The organism is Vibrio kanaloae, assembly GCF_024347535.1.
GTDB classification, from domain to species: Bacteria; Pseudomonadota; Gammaproteobacteria; order Enterobacterales; family Vibrionaceae; genus Vibrio; species Vibrio kanaloae.
The window spans coordinates 3,155,111-3,174,145 of sequence record NZ_AP025497.1; the positions used below are offsets into that span (position 1 = coordinate 3,155,111).

22 protein-coding genes are annotated in these 19,035 nt (G+C 44.0%); all 22 read right to left on the reverse strand.

The features are described 5' to 3' along the window. Window positions 1–77: 77 nt before the first annotated feature. Complete coding sequence (locus OCV24_RS14225; protein ID WP_017055450.1) at window positions 78–500, reverse strand: F0F1 ATP synthase subunit epsilon; 423 nt, start codon at window positions 498–500, stop codon at window positions 78–80. An 18-nt stretch (window positions 501–518) separates the two neighbouring features. Next, window positions 519–1,922, reverse strand: a complete 1,404-nt coding sequence (gene atpD, locus OCV24_RS14230) for a F0F1 ATP synthase subunit beta (protein ID WP_048610850.1) — start codon at window positions 1,920–1,922, stop codon at window positions 519–521. A 34-nt stretch (window positions 1,923–1,956) separates the two neighbouring features. Beyond that, complete coding sequence (atpG, locus tag OCV24_RS14235; RefSeq protein WP_150879238.1) at window positions 1,957–2,823, reverse strand: F0F1 ATP synthase subunit gamma; 867 nt, start codon at window positions 2,821–2,823, stop codon at window positions 1,957–1,959. A gap of 48 nt (window positions 2,824–2,871) precedes the next feature. Then, window positions 2,872–4,413 (reverse strand): F0F1 ATP synthase subunit alpha, encoded by a 1,542-nt coding sequence (gene atpA / locus OCV24_RS14240; protein ID WP_010433235.1) that lies wholly within the window; start codon window positions 4,411–4,413, stop codon window positions 2,872–2,874. A 13-nt stretch (window positions 4,414–4,426) separates the two neighbouring features. Beyond that, complete coding sequence (atpH, locus tag OCV24_RS14245) at window positions 4,427–4,960, reverse strand: F0F1 ATP synthase subunit delta (RefSeq protein WP_046224855.1); 534 nt, start codon at window positions 4,958–4,960, stop codon at window positions 4,427–4,429. A 15-nt stretch (window positions 4,961–4,975) separates the two neighbouring features. Then, on the reverse strand, window positions 4,976–5,446 hold the full coding sequence (atpF, locus tag OCV24_RS14250; protein WP_032547868.1) for a F0F1 ATP synthase subunit B: 471 nt from the start codon (window positions 5,444–5,446) through the stop codon (window positions 4,976–4,978). 58 nt (window positions 5,447–5,504) lie between these two features. Then, complete coding sequence (gene atpE, locus OCV24_RS14255; RefSeq protein ID WP_004411110.1) at window positions 5,505–5,762, reverse strand: F0F1 ATP synthase subunit C; 258 nt, start codon at window positions 5,760–5,762, stop codon at window positions 5,505–5,507. 49 nt (window positions 5,763–5,811) lie between these two features. After that, window positions 5,812–6,609: a F0F1 ATP synthase subunit A gene (atpB, locus tag OCV24_RS14260; protein WP_009848124.1), complete on the reverse strand. Its 798-nt coding sequence runs from the start codon at window positions 6,607–6,609 to the stop codon at window positions 5,812–5,814. 8 nt (window positions 6,610–6,617) lie between these two features. Beyond that, on the reverse strand, window positions 6,618–7,007 hold the full coding sequence (locus OCV24_RS14265; protein WP_010433210.1) for a F0F1 ATP synthase subunit I: 390 nt from the start codon (window positions 7,005–7,007) through the stop codon (window positions 6,618–6,620). Between the two features lie 192 nt (window positions 7,008–7,199). Continuing rightward, window positions 7,200–8,081, reverse strand: coding sequence for a ParB/RepB/Spo0J family partition protein (locus tag OCV24_RS14270; protein WP_017055454.1), 882 nt, complete (start codon window positions 8,079–8,081; stop codon window positions 7,200–7,202). A 23-nt stretch (window positions 8,082–8,104) separates the two neighbouring features. Further along, complete coding sequence (locus OCV24_RS14275) at window positions 8,105–8,878, reverse strand: ParA family protein (RefSeq protein WP_029626854.1); 774 nt, start codon at window positions 8,876–8,878, stop codon at window positions 8,105–8,107. 14 nt (window positions 8,879–8,892) lie between these two features. After that, complete coding sequence (gene rsmG / locus OCV24_RS14280) at window positions 8,893–9,525, reverse strand: 16S rRNA (guanine(527)-N(7))-methyltransferase RsmG (RefSeq protein ID WP_046224856.1); 633 nt, start codon at window positions 9,523–9,525, stop codon at window positions 8,893–8,895. Continuing rightward, window positions 9,525–11,420 (reverse strand): tRNA uridine-5-carboxymethylaminomethyl(34) synthesis enzyme MnmG, encoded by a 1,896-nt coding sequence (mnmG, locus tag OCV24_RS14285; RefSeq protein ID WP_150879237.1) that lies wholly within the window; start codon window positions 11,418–11,420, stop codon window positions 9,525–9,527. Before mnmG ends, rsmG begins: the two co-directional genes overlap by 1 nt. A 483-nt stretch (window positions 11,421–11,903) precedes the next feature. Further along, window positions 11,904–12,338, reverse strand: coding sequence for an FMN-binding protein MioC (mioC, locus tag OCV24_RS14290; RefSeq protein WP_046224858.1), 435 nt, complete (start codon window positions 12,336–12,338; stop codon window positions 11,904–11,906). Between the two features lie 50 nt (window positions 12,339–12,388). Continuing rightward, entirely contained in the window at window positions 12,389–13,750 is a 1,362-nt protein-coding gene (gene mnmE / locus OCV24_RS14295; protein WP_077681036.1) for a tRNA uridine-5-carboxymethylaminomethyl(34) synthesis GTPase MnmE, read from the reverse strand. Between the two features lie 130 nt (window positions 13,751–13,880). Further along, window positions 13,881–15,500 carry a membrane protein insertase YidC gene (gene yidC / locus OCV24_RS14300; RefSeq protein WP_017055477.1) on the reverse strand — a complete coding sequence of 540 codons (1,620 nt, stop codon included), beginning with the start codon at window positions 15,498–15,500 and terminating at the stop codon, window positions 13,881–13,883. A 2-nt stretch (window positions 15,501–15,502) separates the two neighbouring features. After that, window positions 15,503–15,760 (reverse strand): membrane protein insertion efficiency factor YidD, encoded by a 258-nt coding sequence (gene yidD, locus OCV24_RS14305; RefSeq protein ID WP_077681038.1) that lies wholly within the window; start codon window positions 15,758–15,760, stop codon window positions 15,503–15,505. Then, window positions 15,727–16,050, reverse strand: coding sequence for a ribonuclease P protein component (gene rnpA / locus OCV24_RS14310; RefSeq protein ID WP_017055478.1), 324 nt, complete (start codon window positions 16,048–16,050; stop codon window positions 15,727–15,729). Before rnpA ends, yidD begins: the two co-directional genes overlap by 34 nt. 45 nt (window positions 16,051–16,095) lie before the next feature. Beyond that, window positions 16,096–16,230 carry a 50S ribosomal protein L34 gene (gene rpmH, locus OCV24_RS14315; protein ID WP_004735800.1) on the reverse strand — a complete coding sequence of 45 codons (135 nt, stop codon included), beginning with the start codon at window positions 16,228–16,230 and terminating at the stop codon, window positions 16,096–16,098. A 206-nt stretch (window positions 16,231–16,436) separates the two neighbouring features. Then, window positions 16,437–17,174: an amino acid ABC transporter ATP-binding protein gene (locus tag OCV24_RS14320; RefSeq protein ID WP_150879236.1), complete on the reverse strand. Its 738-nt coding sequence runs from the start codon at window positions 17,172–17,174 to the stop codon at window positions 16,437–16,439. Beyond that, window positions 17,171–17,842 carry an amino acid ABC transporter permease gene (locus tag OCV24_RS14325; protein WP_017055480.1) on the reverse strand — a complete coding sequence of 224 codons (672 nt, stop codon included), beginning with the start codon at window positions 17,840–17,842 and terminating at the stop codon, window positions 17,171–17,173. The genes OCV24_RS14320 and OCV24_RS14325 overlap by 4 nt, the downstream gene beginning before the upstream one ends. Before the next feature lie 135 nt (window positions 17,843–17,977). Continuing rightward, on the reverse strand, window positions 17,978–18,727 hold the full coding sequence (locus OCV24_RS14330; RefSeq protein ID WP_017055481.1) for an amino acid ABC transporter substrate-binding protein: 750 nt from the start codon (window positions 18,725–18,727) through the stop codon (window positions 17,978–17,980). Between the last annotated feature and the right edge of the window lie 308 nt (window positions 18,728–19,035).

Genomic DNA, 19,035 nt, shown 5'->3' on the forward strand with positions numbered 1-19,035 from the left:
CATTTTTGAGATATCCAAAATACAAAAAGGCGACCCTTAGGTCGCCTTTATCTCAGAATCGATAATCTTATAAAAGATTAACGACGCCTTTTTGTCAGTTCGATAACTCGTAACTGAGCAATGGCTTTAGCCAGTTCACCGGCCGCTTGTGCGAAGTCTATGTCGCCATGCTGATTTTGGATATTCTCCACAGCCTTGCGTTTAGCTTCTTCCGCCTTTGCTGCGTCTAGCTCTTCACCACGGATAGCTGTATCAGCTAGTACAGTCGCTGTACCAGGCTGAACTTCTACCATACCACCAGAAACATAAATAATTTCTTCGTGGCCGTGTTGCTTAACAATACGCACCATACCAGGCTTGATAGCGGTCAGCAGTGGAGTATGACCATGGAAAATACCAAGTTCACCCTCACTACCGGTCACCTGAAACGTCTCAACAAGGCCTGAGAAAATTTGTTTCTCTGCACTTACAACGTCTAGGTGAAAGGTTATTGCTGCCATATCGCCTCCTAGTTAGCCTTATAGCTTCTTAGCATTCTCGATAGCTTCGTCAATTGCACCACAGTACATGAACGCTTGCTCTGGAATGTCATCGTATTCACCAGATAGAAGACCTTGGAAGCCACGTAGAGTCTCTTTAAGAGGTACGTAAACGCCTGGGTCACCTGTAAATACTTCCGCTACGTGGTAAGGCTGAGTTAGGAACTTCTCAATCTTACGAGCACGAGATACAACTTGCTTATCTTCTTCAGATAGCTCGTCCATACCTAGGATAGCAATGATATCTTTCAGCTCTTTATAGCGCTGAAGAGTAGACTGAACGCCACGAGCGATGTCGTAGTGCTCTTGTCCAACTACCAATGGATCCAGTTGACGTGAAGTAGAATCTAGCGGGTCGATCGCTGGGTATAGACCCATAGATGCGATGTTACGGTTAAGTACAACCGTTGCATCCAAGTGAGCGAACGTTGTTGCTGGAGACGGGTCAGTCAAGTCATCCGCTGGTACGTATACCGCCTGTACAGACGTGATAGAACCAGATTTAGTTGACGTGATACGCTCTTGTAGAACACCCATTTCTTCAGCTAGTGTAGGTTGGTAACCTACCGCAGAAGGCATACGACCTAGAAGTGCTGATACTTCAGTACCTGCTAGTGTGTAACGGTAGATGTTATCAACGAACAGTAGAACGTCACGACCTTCGTCACGGAAGCGCTCTGCCATTGTTAGACCAGTCAGTGCAACACGTAGACGGTTACCTGGTGGCTCGTTCATCTGACCGTAAACCATCGCTACTTTTGATTCTTCAGGTTTTTCGATGTTTACAACACCTGCTTCCTGCATCTCAAAGTAGAAATCGTTACCTTCACGAGTACGCTCACCTACACCTGCAAATACAGATAGGCCTGAGTGTTGAAGTGCGATGTTGTTGATAAGTTCCATCATGTTAACGGTCTTACCTACACCAGCACCACCGAATAGACCGATTTTACCACCCTTAGCGAATGGACAAATCAAGTCGATTACTTTAACACCAGTTTCTAGAAGAGCTGTCTCGTTAGACTGCTCTTCGTAGCTTGGAGCTTCACGGTGAATGGCGTAATGCTCTTCAGCACCAATCTCGCCACACTCATCAATCGCGTCACCTAGGACGTTCATGATACGACCCAATGTCTTAGTACCTACTGGTACTGAGATTGGAGCGCCAGTATTTTCAACTGTCAAACCACGACGTAAACCATCAGAGCTACCCATTACGATTGCGCGAACTACGCCACCGCCAAGTTGTTGCTGAACTTCAAGAACTAGACGTTCTTGTACTTCATTAACATTCAGAGCGTCGTATACACGAGGTACTTCACCCTGTGGGAACTCTACGTCGACTACCGCACCGATGATCTGTACGATCTTACCTGTAGCCATCGTTAATCCTCTAACTATTTAGTTTTACCTAAGCTTAAACCGCAGCTGCGCCTGAAACGATCTCAGAAAGTTCTTGTGTAATCGCCGCTTGACGCGCTTTGTTATACACAAGTTCTAAGTCATCAATAATGTCACCAGCGTTATCTGTTGCTGATTTCATTGCAATCATTCGAGCCGCTTGCTCACAAGCAAGGTTCTCAACCACACCTTGGTACACTTGAGATTCGACATAGCGAACCAATAGTGCATCTAGTAGTGGTTTTGGCTCGGGCTCATAAATGTAATCCCAAGAATGACTGCGTTTCATTTCTTCGCTATTTGATTTAGGCAAAGGAAGTAATTGATCGATCGTTGGTTCTTGTACCATAGTGTTTTCAAACTTATTGAACACTACGAACAGGCGGTCTAACTCGCCTTCATCATATTTCTTCAGCATAACGCTTACAGAGCCAATCAAATCTTCAAGGCTTGGGCGATCACCCAGACCAGAAACTTGAGCTGCTACTTTCGCGCCGCTGTTGTTGAAAAATGCTGTTGCTTTAGAACCTACAATTGCAAGCTCCACATCAGCACCTTTCTCAGACCAATCTTTCATGTCGTTCATGGCTTTCTTGAACAAGTTAATGTTCAAACCACCACAAAGACCACGGTCTGTAGAAACGATGATGTAACCAACACGTTTGGCTTCACGTTCCTCAAGATAAGGATGCTTATACTCGAGGCTACCATTAGCCAAATGACCGATCACTTTACGCATTGTTTCTGCATATGGACGAGTAGCTTCCATTGCGTCTTGAGAACGACGCATTTTTGAAGCTGCTACCATTTCCATTGCTTTCGTAATCTTCTGTGTGCTTTTAACACTACCGATTTTATTACGTATCTCTTTTGCGCCGGCCATCGTTACTCTCCGTTAATGGTATGAGGTGGCCCTAAGACCACCTACCAATTACCAGGTCTGGGTTGCCTTGAAATCGTCAACAAGCTTCTTCAGCTCAGCTTCGATTTCTTTATTGAAAGCACCCGTTGTGTCGATCTGTGTTGCTAGATCGGCATATTGACCACGAGCAAACGACAGTAAAGCAGCTTCAAAGTCTAGAACTTTAGAAAGTTCAACGTCTTGAAGGTATCCACGCTCTGCAGCGAAGATTACTAGAGCTTGGTCAAATACAGACATAGGAGCGTATTGCTTCTGCTTCATCAGTTCTGTAACTTTTTGACCGTGGTCTAGCTGCTTCTTAGTCGCTTCATCAAGATCCGAAGAGAACTGAGCAAATGCTGCAAGTTCACGGTATTGAGCTAGAGCAGTACGGATACCACCAGATAGCTTCTTGATGATTTTAGTCTGCGCCGAACCACCTACACGAGAAACTGAGATACCTGGGTCAACAGCTGGACGTACGCCCGCGTTGAATAGCTCAGTTTGTAGGAAGATCTGACCATCAGTAATCGAGATTACGTTCGTTGGTACGAATGCAGATACGTCACCAGCTTGCGTTTCGATGATAGGTAGAGCAGTTAAAGAACCAGTCTTGCCTGTCACTTCACCGTTAGTGAATTTTTCTACGTATGCTTCGCTTACACGAGCAGCACGCTCTAGTAGACGAGAGTGAAGGTAGAAAACATCACCTGGGAACGCTTCACGACCTGGTGGACGCTTAAGTAGTAGCGAGATTTGACGGTAAGCTACCGCTTGCTTAGATAGATCATCATAAACAATCAGAGCATCTTCACCGCGATCACGGAAGTATTCGCCCATCGCACAACCAGCATACGGTGCAAGGTATTGCAGCGCTGCAGATTCAGAAGCAGATGCAACAACAACAACAGTGTTTGCTAGTGCGCCGTGCTCTTCTAGTTTGCGAACTACGTTAGCAATAGTCGACGCTTTTTGGCCGATAGCTACGTAGATAGAGAAAATACCAGAATCTTTTTGGTTAATAATCGCATCGATCGCCATGGCTGTTTTACCAGTCTGACGGTCACCGATTACTAGTTCACGTTGACCACGACCGATAGGGATCATTGAGTCAACTGACTTGTAACCAGTTTGAACAGGTTGATCTACCGATTTACGGTCGATTACACCTGGTGCGATAATTTCTACAGGCGAAGTCAATTTAGCTTCGATTGGACCTTTACCATCAATTGGCTCACCTAGCGTGTTTACAACACGACCAAGCATTTCAGGACCTACTGGTACTTCTAGAATACGACCAGTACCTGTAACTTTCATGCCTTCCTGTAGGTCAGCATACGGGCCCATTACAACAGCACCAACCGAATCACGGTTCAAGTTTAGTGCTAGAGCGTAACGGCCACCCGGTAGTTCGATCATTTCACCTTGCATCACGTCCGCTAGGCCGTGGATGCTAAGGATGCCATCGCTTACAGAAACGATAGTACCTTCATTGCGAGCTTCACTAACAACGTCGAAAGATTCAATACGTTGTTTAATTAGATCGCTAATTTCAGTGGAATTAAGTTGCATGCTCCAATCCCCATTAAGACTGCAATGCATCGCTCAGGCGGTCTAGACGACTGCGCGCTGAGTTATCGATGACTAGGTCTCCGGCTCGAATAATAACTCCACTAAGTAGAGTCTCATCTATACTGCAATTCAGCTGAACTTTGCGCGCTAAGCGCTGTTCCAATTTGCTGCTGATATCTGCACGTTGTTCTTTAGAAAGCTCAACCGCTGAAGTTACTTCAACGTCGATCTCTTTTTCATGCTCTTGTTTGAGCAATAAGAACTGTTTACACACATCAGGAAAGGCCATTAAACGACCATTTTCAGCCATCACTTTAATCAAGTTTTGACCGAATTCATCAAATTGTTCGCCACAAATTACAATGAATATTTCAGCTAATTTTTCAGCAGTCATAGAGCTGCTTAATAAATTATGAACATCATCATTTTGTGCCACTTCGGCAGCAAAAGTAAGCATCTGACCCCATTGGTCTAGCTCACCTTTATCTACCGCAAAGTCAAACGCTGCTTTAGCATAGGGGCGTGCGATTGTAGTCAAATCAGACATATACAGCCCCTTGCTTTAAAGTTTTGCAGTAATGTTGTTAAGAAGATCATCGTGTACATCTTTATCGATTGTACGTTCAAGGATTTTCTCAGCACCAGCTATAGCCAGAGTTGCGACTTGTTTGCGCAGGTCATCACGGGCACGTGTGCGTTCAGCTTCAAGTTCTGCTTCAGCGTGCGCTAAGATTTTCTGGCGTTCTGCCTGAGCCTCTTCGCGAGCTTCATCAATAATTTGAGCTTTACGTTTATTTGCCTGTTCAATAACCTCAGTTGCAGTGCGCTTCGCTTCCTTCATTTGCTCAGAAGCGTTGGCTTGTGCCAGGTTCAAGTCTTTAGCAGCGCGCTCAGCGGCTACAAGACCGTCAGCAATTTTCTTCTGACGTTCTTCAATTGCTTGCATGATTGGCGGCCATACATATTTCATGCAGAACCAAACAAACAGTGTAAAAGCAATTGCTTGACCCAGCAGAGTTGCGTTCATATTCACAACAGCTACCCCTCGTTAAGAATCAACTACAAAAATTTAATTAACTATTAAAAGCTAATTAGCCTGCTAGTTGACCAACAAATGGGTTAGCAAACGTGAATAGTAGTGCGATTACGATACCGATCATTGGAACAGCATCCAGTAGACCAGCGATGATGAACATCTTAACTTGTAGCATTGGAGCCATTTCAGGTTGACGCGCAGCGCCTTCTAGGAATTTACCACCAAGAATAGCAAAACCAATTGCAGTACCTACGGCACAAAGACCAACAATAATAGCAACAGCGATTGCTGAAAAACTTAGTACAGTTTCCATTTACGTTCTCCGATTAACATTAATAGTTAGAATAAAGCTTAAAAATTTTTTAGTGATCACTATCTTCATGAGCCATTGATAAGTAAACGATTGTCAACATCATGAAAACAAACGCTTGAATCAAAATAACTAAGATATGGAAGATAGCCCAAGGTAGTGCACCTACCCATTGTAAGTACCACGGTAGCATTGCCGCGATAAGAATAAACACCACCTCACCCGCAAACATATTACCAAATAAACGCATACCTAGAGATAGTGGCTTCGCTAATAACGAAATTACCTCAAGTACCAAGTTAAATGGGATCATGATTGGGTGATTAAATGGATGCAGTGCCAATTCTTTAGCAAATCCGCCTAGGCCTTTCACTTTGATGCTGTAGTAGATCATCAGAGCAAAAACACCCAAAGCCATTGCCATAGTTATATTTACATCAGCTGTAGGAACCACTTTCAAGTAAGGGATACCTAACCAATGCTCTGCTGGATATGGTAAGAAATCGATTGGCACTAAGTCCATCAAGTTCATAATGATAATCCAGCAGAATATAGTCAGTGCTAGTGGGGCAATCAGAGGGTTGCGACCATGGAAAGTTTCTTTAACGTTGTCGCCAACGAATTCCACTACCATTTCAACAAAACACTGAAGCTTACCAGGTACACCTACTGTTGCTTTCTTAGCGACTGAGCGAAAAACCCAAAGGAATAACATCCCTGTCAACACCGAAAAAAACAGACTGTCTATATGTACGTTCCAGAAACTTGTTTCCTCTACAAGACCAAACTTAGCTAAAGAAAGGTTTTGTAAATGGTGTTCAATGTATCCGGATGCTGTTGGCGCAGCCATAACTCATCCTATTTTTTATTGTTAATGAAAAGCACTGGCGCAAAGATATTAATACCTAGAACCAGTAAATAGGTCAGTTTGAGGGGAATTAATTCCACCTGCATATACATGTAGACAATAGAGAATAGTAGAACTGTGATTAAGATTTTTAGAGCTTCGCCTGCATAGAACGACGCCGCAACTAACTTAGTTGCGCGAGCTCCACAAAATAGGAAAGCACACACACAAAAAACCACATTAGCAATGACAAAAATACCGCCACCGACCAATGCAGCAAAACCCCAATCAGGATTAACAGCTAAACCTAACCCTATTGCCACTAATATAACCGCGCTAAGCTCGATCAATAACATTTGCTTTGCAAGCACTCGTCCTGGTCTTGCTAACGCCGCTACCATGTATTCGTTCCTCTTTTAAGCCCACTAAATCACTCGCTTAAAAGCGTGCTGAGAAATTGGCAAAAATTATACGTTCAGCCAAATCGATTGCAATAACAATGCAGCAATCATTTACATTTTTGTATACAAACCTACAACTTTTGTACAAAATTACTTATTTATTACATAATTGACCTAAATCAATTATCTCATTTAGTACTCTAGTTTAGCAATAAGTTGCTCTAATTTGTGAGGCTCATCAAGAGTAATCGTCACTTTTGACTTACCACTAACAGAACGAGTAACTGAAACGTTTGCTTGCAATTTTTCCGTAAGTCTTCGTGAAAGTTCGATAGCTTCTGTGTCTTCAGGCTTCGATTCTGTCTCAACCTCTGGTTTTAAGCATTTTTTAACAAGCTGCTCAATTTGACGCACGGTCATTTTCTTGTTTACCGCAGTATTTGCCGCTTCAACCTGGATATCACCTTCAAGGGCAAGCAGTGCTCGAGCGTGCCCCATTTCAAGTTGCTTTGATACAACTAAAGCCTTCACAGGTTCAGCCAACTGATTCAAGCGCAGTAAGTTACTGACCGTCGCACGTGACTTACCAATCACCTCAGCAACCTTTTGGTGCGTCAGTTCAAATTCGTTCTGTAAGCGCTCTAGCGCTTGTGCTTCTTCGATAACATTCAAGTCTTCACGTTGAATATTCTCGATCAATGCCATTGCAATAGCAGCCTTGTCTTCCACTCTCTTTATCAAACACGGCACTTGTTTCAAACCAGCCTGACGAGCCGCTCTCCAACGACGCTCACCAGCGATAATCTCAAACTGGTCGTGCGCTAAAGGGCGTACTACGATTGGCTGAATAATGCCTTGAGACTGGATTGAAGCTGCTAGTTCTTCTAGTGCTTCAGGCGCAATATCCTTACGCGGTTGATAAACACCTGGCTTTAAGCAACCAACAGCCAGCTCTGTCAATTCCCCATCAGCCGACAAAGCCTGACTATGAGAAGCAACGTGCTGTTTTTCACGAGCCAACGAGCTAGTTGCAAGCAATGCATCTAGCCCCTTTCCTAAACCACGCTTAGACATTGAGCGAATTCCTTTGGTTAGACCTATACTGGGACTTCTTCACGACGCAACATTTCACCAGCAAGAGCTAGGTATGCCTTCGCGCCTGCAGAATATTTGTCGTAGTACATTGCTGGCTTGCCATGACTCGGCGCTTCTGCCAAACGTACATTTCTAGGGATGACAGTTCGATAAACTTTATTACCGAAATGTTTTTTAAGCTGATCAGATACTTCATTAGATAAGCGATTACGAGGATCGTACATAGTACGCAGAAGACCTTCGATCTTCAGGTTCTCGTTTACGACCGCTGCAAGCTTACTGATGGTATCCATCAACGCCGTTAAACCTTCTAGAGCAAAATATTCACATTGCATCGGAACCAATACGGAATCAGCTGCCGCCATTGCATTAATTGTAAGAAGGTTTAGAGAAGGTGGGCAATCAATAAAGATGAAATCATAGTTATCACGAACTGATGCCAGTGCGCTCTTAAGGCGAACTTCACGGGCAAACACTTCCATTAACTTAATTTCTGCCGCCGTAACATCACCGTTGGCAGCAATGAGATCGTAATTGCCCGATGTACTTCGACAAACTACCTCATCAAATGAGGTGTCTTCAACTAACAAATCGTAAGCAGTTGCTTCAACTTGATATTTATCGACACCACTTGCCATAGTGGCATTACCTTGAGGATCGAGGTCAACAACCAAGACCTTGCGTTTTGTTGCCGCCATTGATGCTGCTAAGTTAATGCAAGTTGTTGTTTTTCCTACGCCGCCCTTCTGGTTGGCAATTGCTACAATTCTACCCACTATGGCCTCGCTGATTATCCCTGACGCGATAAAGTAACTAGATGACGCTCTCCATTAAGCTCTGGCACTTGCAAAGCTTTAATGTCTGTCACTGAACACCATTCAGGTAACAGGTCGATTTCGTCTTTAGGATGTTGTCCCTTAAGAGCCAAAAATACACCGGATTGCTCTTTAGGTAAATGGTGACACCACTCTACCATGTCTGTCATTGACGCAAATGCGCGACTGAGCACGACATCAAACTTTTCTTCAGGTTGAAATTCTTCAACACGGCTTTGAATCGGTACTACGTTATCGATACCCAATTCATGAACGACCTGCTTAATAAAACGAATACGCTTACCTAAGCTATCCAGCAAGTAAAACTCACCGTCTGGGTTCATGATTGAGAGAGGAATCCCTGGCAATCCAGGCCCCGTACCTATATCAATAAAACGTTTGCCTTGTAAGTGGGTACTAACAATGATGCTATCTAAGATATGTTTCACCATCATTTCTAACGGGTCACGCACCGATGTTAAGTTATAAGCTTTGTTCCATTTGTTGAGTAATTCAACATAACTAACCAACTGGCCACGTTGTTTTTCAGAGACTTCAAGTTCAGTCTGACCAATCAGGTGATCCAGTTTTTCGCGTAATGCGCTCATTATGCCTCCTCACCTTTTTTTAACAGGCCATGCTTTTTCAGATAAACCAAAAGAATTGAGATTGCCGCAGGCGTAATCCCTGAAATACGAGAAGCAAGACCTATCGAGTCTGGCTTAGTGGTTGTGAGCTTGAGAACCACCTCGTTAGAAAGTCCTTTAATTTGGCTGTAGTCGATATCAGCAGGCAATTTGGTATTTTCATGACGAAGTGATTTTGCAATTTCGTCTTGTTGGCGTTGGATATAGCCTTCGTACTTCACTTGGATCTCAACTTGCTCAGATGCTTGTTGATCTTCCAATGCTGGAGCAAAACGATCCAATTCAGTTAACTGTGAATAAGTCATCTCAGGGCGACGAAGAAGATCTTCACCACTTGCCTCTCGAGACATTGGTGTTTTTAGGATCTGATTAAGCGCACCGATATCTTCAGATTTTGGATTTATCCATGTTTCTTTTAAACGTTGACGCTCTTTCTCAATATTTTCCACTTTCTCGTTGAATCGAGCCCAACGAGCATCGTCCACTAAGCCAAGCTCGCGAGACTTCTCAGTCAATCGAATATCAGCGTTATCTTCACGAAGCAAAAGACGGTATTCTGCACGAGACGTAAACATACGGTAAGGTTCTTTAGTGCCCATGGTTGATAGGTCATCAATAAGAACGCCCATGTAAGCTTGGTCTCGACGTGGACTCCAGGCTTCTTTGCCTTGCGTAAATAAACTCGCGTTAAGACCTGCCATCAAGCCTTGCGCAGCTGCTTCTTCATAACCGGTCGTACCGTTAATCTGCCCCGCAAAAAACAGCCCCTTAATAAACTTAGTTTCGTAACTCAGCTTTAGGTCGCGAGGGTCAAAGAAGTCGTACTCAATCGCATAGCCAGGACGAACAATATGGGCATTTTCAAACCCCTTCATTGAATGAACGATTTTAACTTGAACGTCAAACGGCAGACTGGTTGAGATACCATTAGGGTATAGCTCGTGTGTCGTAAGACCTTCAGGCTCAATGAAAATTTGATGGCTGTTCTTGTCAGCAAAACGCATCACTTTATCTTCAATCGAAGGACAGTAGCGAGGGCCAATGCCTTCAATCACCCCTGCATACATTGGGCTTCGGTCTAGGTTAGCACGAATAACATCATGCGTATTTTCATTAGTATGTGTGATGTAACATGGAATTTGGCGAGGCTGTTGAGCTCGATTTCCCATGAACGAGAAAACAGGGGTCGGGTTATCACCATGTTGAACCTCAAGCTCAGAAAAATCGACACTGCGTGCATCGATACGAGGAGGGGTACCTGTTTTCAGGCGATCAACTCTAAATGGAAGATCACGAAGTCGGTCAGCAAGAGCGATCGATGGTGGATCCCCCGCACGACCACCCGATGAACTTTCCATCCCAATATGGATCTTTCCACCCAAGAATGTGCCGACCGTCAGTACCACTGCGTTAGCACGGAATTTAAGGCCCATCTGTGTCACCACGCCCACCACTTGATCCTGTTCCACGATCAAGTCATCAACCGATTGTTGGAACAACGTCAGATTCGGTGTGTTTTCTAGCACATTACGAACAAAGGATTTGTAAAGTATGCGGTCAGCTTGTGCACGAGTTGCACGAACTGCTGGACCTTTTGATGCGTTTAATGTTCTGAACTGAATACCTGCATGATCAATAGCTTGCGCCATTAATCCACCCATAGCATCGACCTCTTTTACCAAGTGGCCTTTACCGATCCCGCCGATAGCTGGGTTACAAGACATTTGTCCTAATGTATCGATATTATGAGTGAGTAATAACGTACTTTGACCAGTACGTGCAGATGCGAGTGCGGCTTCCGTTCCAGCATGGCCACCACCAACAACGATGACGTCAAATTTTTCGTGATAAAGCATGAACCGACCTCAGGTATTCAAACGTTTTCTAAACAGATAAAAAGGAGCGATATACTACCTGTTTTCCTTGCTTGAGAAAACGTTTTTGGAGTTTTTCAAAAAAGCTGTTTTTAATTAATATAGATAAGATCTTTAAAGAGATCTTTTATTAGATCTATTATTAGGATCGAGGGTGTCTGTGGATAAGTCAAAAATGATCAACAAGATCATGGATCTTTTTTGGATCAAATGATGTGATCTAACTTTGATCAGGTTGAGGATTAGCTGGGATCAAAATGGCTACTTATTCACAGGGGGAAATTATCCTAAAACTTGTTATTTGGATAACTATAGGTTAATCACCGTATATGTATGATCTTATCCACAGAGAAAATAGAAAATAAACCGTCGATTTTCCATTTTTTTGAAAAAAAAGTTATTCACAATCACGATATTCGGAGGTAAAAAAAGCGGCATAAGCCGCTTTTTGGAAGAAAGAAGCGGTTAAAACTGGTCAATATGATCGTTAAACCAGGCTTCAGCTGCATCTTCAGGGACAGGGGTTTCCAATACATCGATGCTAAAACAGTCTGAAATAGACTGTGCTCCGAGGTTTTCCAGTTGGCTGTGGACTGATTTTCCCGCTAAACAAAAGGTATCGTAGCTTGAATCTCCTAGTGCCACGACAGCAAAGCGAACCTGGCTTAAGTCTGGAGAATGCTGGGTTAATGCGTCGATAAACGGCTTAATATTGTCTGGGAACTCACCGGCACCGTGAGTTGAAGTCACCAATAACCAAAAGCCTTGTTGTGCAATATCATCGTAATCTGGCTGATTATGCAGGGTTATTTCATGTCCTTGTTCTTCAAGAAGATCATTAAGGTGATCGCCAACGTATTCAGCACCGCCCAAGGTGCTGCCTGTAATAATATGGATCATTAAGCTGTCCTTACTAAGAAAAAAAGCCAGCATAAGCCGGCTTTTAAAGGTTATTTACCAATACAGAATGAAGAGAATATACGACCTAAAAGATCATCTGAGCTGAACTCACCAGTAATCTCATTAAGATGCTGTTGGGTGATACGTAGCTCTTCCGCCAAGATCTCTCCTGCCATGTAACCTTCAAGCTGTTGTTTGCCGATATCTAGGTGATCCGATGCTCTTTCTAAGGCGTCCAAGTGACGGCGACGTGCCATGAAGCCACCTTCATGGCCACCAGCAAAGCCCATGCATTCTTTTAGATGGCTACGTAGTGCATCGATACCTTCGCCTGTTTTAGCTGATAAGCGAATCAAGGTCGGATCGTTAACGTGACAAATTCCTAGCTCTTCACTGGTTTGGTCCGCTTTATTGCGAATCACCGTCATGCCTATGTTATTTGGTAAACGATCAACGAAATCTGGCCAAATATCTTTTGGATCAGTGGCACCTGTAGTCGTTCCGTCCACCATAAATAAAACACGGTCTGCCTGAGAAATTTCTTCCCAAGCGCGTTCTATACCGATTCTTTCTACTTCATCGGAAGCATCACGTAGGCCTGCGGTATCGATAATATGCAATGGCATGCCATCGATATGGATATGTTCACGAAGCACATCTCGTGTGGTACCGGCAATATCGGTCACAATCGCAGACTCTTTGCCTGATAGTGCGTTCAATAGACTGGATTTCCCAGCGTTTGGACGGCCTGCTATCACCACCTTCATACCTTCACGCATGATTGCGCCTTGGTTGGCTTCTTGGCGTACGGATTCGAGGTTGTCGATGATAGCCTGTAAGTCAGCACTTACTTTGCCGTCAGCAAGGAAATCGATTTCTTCTTCAGGGAAGTCGATCGCTGCTTCAACATAGATTCGCAGATGAATCAGTGAATCGACCAGCGTGTTAATGCGCTTAGAGAACTCACCTTGTAGTGATTGAAGCGCCGATTTTGCTGCTTCTTCTGAACTTGCATCAATTAAGTCAGCAATCGCTTCGGCTTGCGTTAAGTCCATTTTGTCGTTCAAGAAGGCACGCTCAGAGAACTCACCTGGACGCGCGGCACGTACACCTGAGATAGTTAGGATGCGTTTGATTAGCATGTCCATAACCACTGGGCCACCGTGGCCTTGCAGCTCTAACACGTCTTCGCCAGTGAACGAATGTGGGTTAGGGAAGTAAAGCGCGATACCTTGGTCGAGCTCGATGCCATCGGCAGATTTGAAAGGCAAGTACTCAGCGTAGCGAGGCTTAAGTGTTTTTCCTGTTAGTTCTAGGGCAACCTGAGTCGCCAATGGGCCGGAAACGCGGATAATACCGACGCCACCACGTCCGGGCGCGGTCGCTTGAGCAACAATCGTATCTGTAGTCATAGGTGTGCCTGCTAGCATGTGAAGGCCAAAAAGGGGCGTTCACGATTAATCAATTAGCTGAATTGTAATCAGCTAAAAACAAAAAGGCGACCTTTTGGTCGCCTTTCTTTATCTCTTTCTATTCTCGAACTTACTTAGAATGTAAGCCTTTCTTTTCCAGCGCGCGGTAGATAAGCGTTTGCTGAATCAGAGTTACGATGTTCGATACTAGCCAGTAAAGAACCAGACCTGAAGGGAAGAACAGGAAGAAGAATGTGAACATAACCGGCATAAAGGTCATGATCTTCTGCTGCATTGGATCCGTTACCGTTGTCGGGCTCATCTTCTGGATTAGGAACATTGAAGCACCCATCAGAAGTGGCAAGATGTAGTATGGGTCTTGCGCTGAAAGGTCAGTAATCCAACCGAAAAACGGTGAGTGACGCAGTTCTACAGACTCCATTAATGCCCAGTATAGCGAAATAAATATAGGCATTTGTAAGATGATAGGTAAACAGCCACCTAGTGGGTTTACTTTCTCTTTCTTGTACAACTCCATCATTTCTTGGCTCATGCGTTGACGGTCGTCGCCAATACGCTCACGCATTGCAGTCAGCTTAGGCTGAAGCATGCGCATTTTCGCCATAGATGTGTACTGGGCTTTCGTTAGTGGGTACATAGCACCACGAACGATAAATGTTAGACAGATGATTGCCAGACCCCAGTTCACAACGATGCCTTGAATGAACGAAAGCAGAGTATGAAGTGGTTTAGCAATGAACCACAACCAACCGTAGTCAACTACTAGGTCTAGGCTTGGTGCAACAGCAGCCATTTGATCTTGAAGTTTAGGACCAACCCAAAGTGTTGCTTTGAAGCTCGCTTCGTCGCCAGTCGCGATGGTCTTGTTCGGCATGCGCACACCGATGTCACCAAGGTTTCCGATTACACGAGTGTAAAGGTTGCTGCCTGCTTCGTCGCGTGGGATCCATGCACTTGCAAAGTAGTGTTGAATCATCGCAGCCCAACCCTGACCATTTGCTAGGTTAAGAGACAGGTTGCGATCTTGCATGTCGTCGAAGCTGTATTTTTTGTAACGCGTATCTTCCGTAGAGTAAGCACCACCACGGTACGTTGGCATGGTTAGGCTACCGCCGTCATCCATAACGTTTTGACGTAGGTGAGCGTACATGCCGAATGTCGCGTTGTTACCAGAATTGTTGATTACATCGTATTCAACGTCAATCGCGTAGCTGCCGCGCTTAAGTACGAATGTTTTTGTGTAATCAAGGCCGTTCGCTTGGTAAGTCATTGGGATGCGTAGTTCATCTTGACCTTCAGCTAGAGTAAAGCTGTCTGCTGAAACCGTATAGCTAGGGCGGTTCGTGCTGCTTAAATCGATACCTTGAGGACCCACTAGACCGCTTTGAGCGATAAATTGGTGACCAGGTTCGTTTTTAAGAAGAACAAAAGTGTCTTCAGAATCGAACTCAGCAGAGTAATCATTAAGGTTCGCTTTAACGACATCACCACCAACCGTATCAATTGACAGCGTCAGTACATCAGTTGTTACTGTGATAGCTTTTGCAGCAGCAACTTGACCTGGAGCTGGGTCTAGATCATCTGCATAAGATGGTGCTGGTAGTGTGCTGCCAGATTGTGCCTGCTCAACCGCTTGTGGAGCTGGGTTCTTCGCTACGTTCCATTGTTGGAAAAGTAGGAAAGAAACCAAAGCCAATGCGATTAACAGGATATTACGTTGAGAATCCATCGTTATTTATCTCTGTCTTGTTTTGGGACTGGTGGAACGGGGTCAAAGCCACCTTCATTCAAAGGATGGCATTTTAATAGACGTTTGCCTGATAACCAACACCCTTTTACAAAACCGTGAGCTTTCAACGCTTCTATCGCATATAAAGAGCAGGTTGGAGTAAATCGGCAGCGTGGGCCGATGAGTGGACTAATAAACCATCTATAAAAATAGATGGGTATTAGCGCTATCCACGCGAAGGGCGAGACAGGCGAAGCCATAATTTGTCGAGTAGCTTGAACATTTCTTCATTGCTTAAATCTTGCGCGCTCTTTTTAGCGATTACAACAAAATCTTTGTTAGGGAGTTTGTGTTGAGTGTTACGAAAGCTTTCACGAGTAAGACGCTTGAATCGATTACGACCCACGGCGGTTTTAATCTGCTTTTTCGGAACGGCTAATCCAAGACGAGGATTTGAAAGAGAGTTATTTCGAGCAATGATGGTGAAATGAGGGGAGCCAGCTCGATGAGCTTGCTTGAAGACATTTTGATAATGTTCGGGAGTTAACAAGCGTAACTCCCGACCGAAGGCTAGCTTATTCAAAATAATCAAAGATTACTTAGAAAGACGCTTACGGCCTTTTGCACGACGTGCATTGATTGTTGCGCGACCGTTCTTAGTAGCCATGCGAGCACGGAAACCGTGTGTACGCTTACGCTTTAGAACTGTAGGTTGAAAAGTGCGTTTCATTGTAATTACCTTACTGATCAGTAGTTTTAGGTTTTTGTTAAACCCGGCGTGGGTATTTTTTCTCTTCTTTATATAAGAAAGGAAAACCGACGCCTCTCAACAAAGAGGCGGAATTGTAATCACTGTCACAAAAAGTGTCAATGATTGGGTTAACTAAAATTCCGGTCGGGGGATTATACGTAGAATAACTAAAATCACAAGGATCCTTAGTCGATCCCAACCTTGTTTAAGAATTTCTTTAATTTAGGATCTTGTGGATTACCAAAAATATCCTGTGGAGATCCCTGTTCGACAATGTGGCCATCAGCCATGAAGATCACTCTATCTGCGACCTCTCTCGCGAACTGCATTTCATGGGTAACCACCAGCATGGTTTGATGCTGATTTGCTAATTTTTTCATTAGGTTAAGTACTTCGCCAACCCACTCAGGATCAAGCGCTGATGTAGGTTCATCAAACAACAAGAGCTCTGGCTGAAGTGCCATCGCTCGGCCAATACCAACCCGTTGTTGTTGGCCGCCAGAGAGCGCTGCTGGGTAACTGTCCGATCTGTCACCTAAACCAATGTCATCGAGTATTTGTTGTGCTTTTTCATGGGCTTGTTTACTTTTCCAACCTCGAACAGTAATCAAACCTTCAGCAATGTTCTGCTTAGCCGTTTGGTGAGCAAATAGCGCATAATTTTGGAACACAAACCCCGTCTTACGACGCAGTGCAAGCACCTCTGATTTGGTATGTTTCTGAACATCCACCTTGATATCATCGATCGAAATCGTACCTTGATCGGCTTGCTCTAGAAAATTAACACAACGCAGTAAGGTAGATTTACCAGTACCACTTGAACCTATGATGACAATGATCTCGCCTTGCTTGATTTCTAGGTCGATCCCTTTCAATACTTCAGTGTCACCAAATTGTTTGTGGATATTTTGTAATTTGATCATCGTACGTACGCCTTATTCAGTTTCACTTCGGCCCAAATTTGAATACGAGTAAGGATAACCACCACGCCCCAATAAATCAGCGCTACCGCTAAGAAAGCTTCGAAGAAGCGAAAACTTGAAGAGGCTTCCATCTGAGCTTTAGCCATGATCTCAGCGACACCTAAAGTGAAAGCAAGCGAAGTCGACTTAATCATGTCAATGAAGTAGTTCATCAATGACGGCAATGCGACGCGGGTTGCTTGAGGTAAGATGATTCGGCGCATCGCTTGACTGGTTGTCATGCCCACAGATAGGCTGGCTTCCATTTGACTACGGTCAATACCGATAATCGCGGCACGAATACTTTCTGCCATGTAGGCGGCAAAGTGCAGAGTTAAGCCTATGACGGCAGCGCTGAAGGCATCTAGACCAACCATCCACGGGAACACTTGTGGTAAGCCGTAATAAAGAAGAAATAACTGTACTAGCAGTGGGGTGCCGCGAAAGAAGCTGATGTACAGTTGGCTCAACTGATCGAGTACTGGGATTTTGAATACACGAATGTTTGCCAGTATCAAAGAGAGAATCAGAGCAAAGAACAAACCCCAAGTTGCCATCTCCATGGTCGTGCCAAGATACTTCAGCAGTATTGGCAGCAGCTCTAGCATGTAATTAAAATCAAATCCCATAATCTATCTCATATTTTTATTGGAAGTGTTGTTCTATTTGGAAATACTGTTATATCAGGCTTTTAATCAGTAATACAAAAACAAAAAGCCCACCGCTGTATAAAGCAGTGGGCCTTAAATGGAACGAGTGAGTTATTACTTTTGGGTAATATCCGCCCCAAACCATTTCTGAGAGATACCTTCTAGCGTGCCATCGGCGCGCATTGTTGCTAATGCTTGGTTTACTTCAGCTTGCAGTTTTTTACCCTTGTCGTTGTCAACGAAAGGCCAAGCGTTTTCAATGGTTTCGAATGGCTGACCTGCTAGCTGCAATGGTAGACCTGTCTTCTTAATAAGCTCTAGTGCTGAAAGGCGATCCATTACGAATGCATCGGCACGGCCGAGTGCTACATCATGTTCAATACCTGTATCGTAGGTTTTTACATTGATTTTGCCATCTTTGTCATAGCTACGAAGCAGTTGTTCGAAGTTTGAACCCAGGTTTACCGCAACCGTCTTGCCATGTAAGTCTTCGATGCCTTTGATGCTGTCGTTACCTTTACGAACGGTAATCTGTGCGCCATCTACTACGTATGGATCTGCGAATAGATATTTCGCTTTACGTGCATCCGTCATTGTAATTTGGTTTGAGATCGTATCAATTCGACCCGTTTCAAGAAGACCAAACAGACCTGAAAAGTTTGCAGTCACGTATTCGATCTTGTAGTCGTTACGTTTACCAATCTCATCCCATAAATCCACTTCAAAACCTTGTAGCTGGTCTTGTTTAACGAAAGTGAACGGGAAGTAGCGACCAGACATGCCGACTTTAACTTCAGTCGCAGCTTGAACAGTAGCAGCAGAGAGTGCGATAGCCGCAATTGCAGCCTTAACCCAGTTATTCATTTGGTAACTCCTTATATTTATGGGATTGGATGTTACTGTGAAATGGCTCAATAGAATAAATAACCAGATGTTATTAACCATAACTATATCGTATTCTAATTTGGGGATAACTCGCAAGGATCCGGGCATAAGTAGATCATTGTGTGAGTAAATTAGGGGCAATATGTGTGGATCTAACTCTTTTCATCCAACTTACTGTGAATAACTTGGATCTTATTCACTGAATTTGTGATCAATCACTGGCGATCTTACTTATCAACAGGTAAAATCAACGGTCATTTCACATAACTTAAATAGAGTGGGGCACC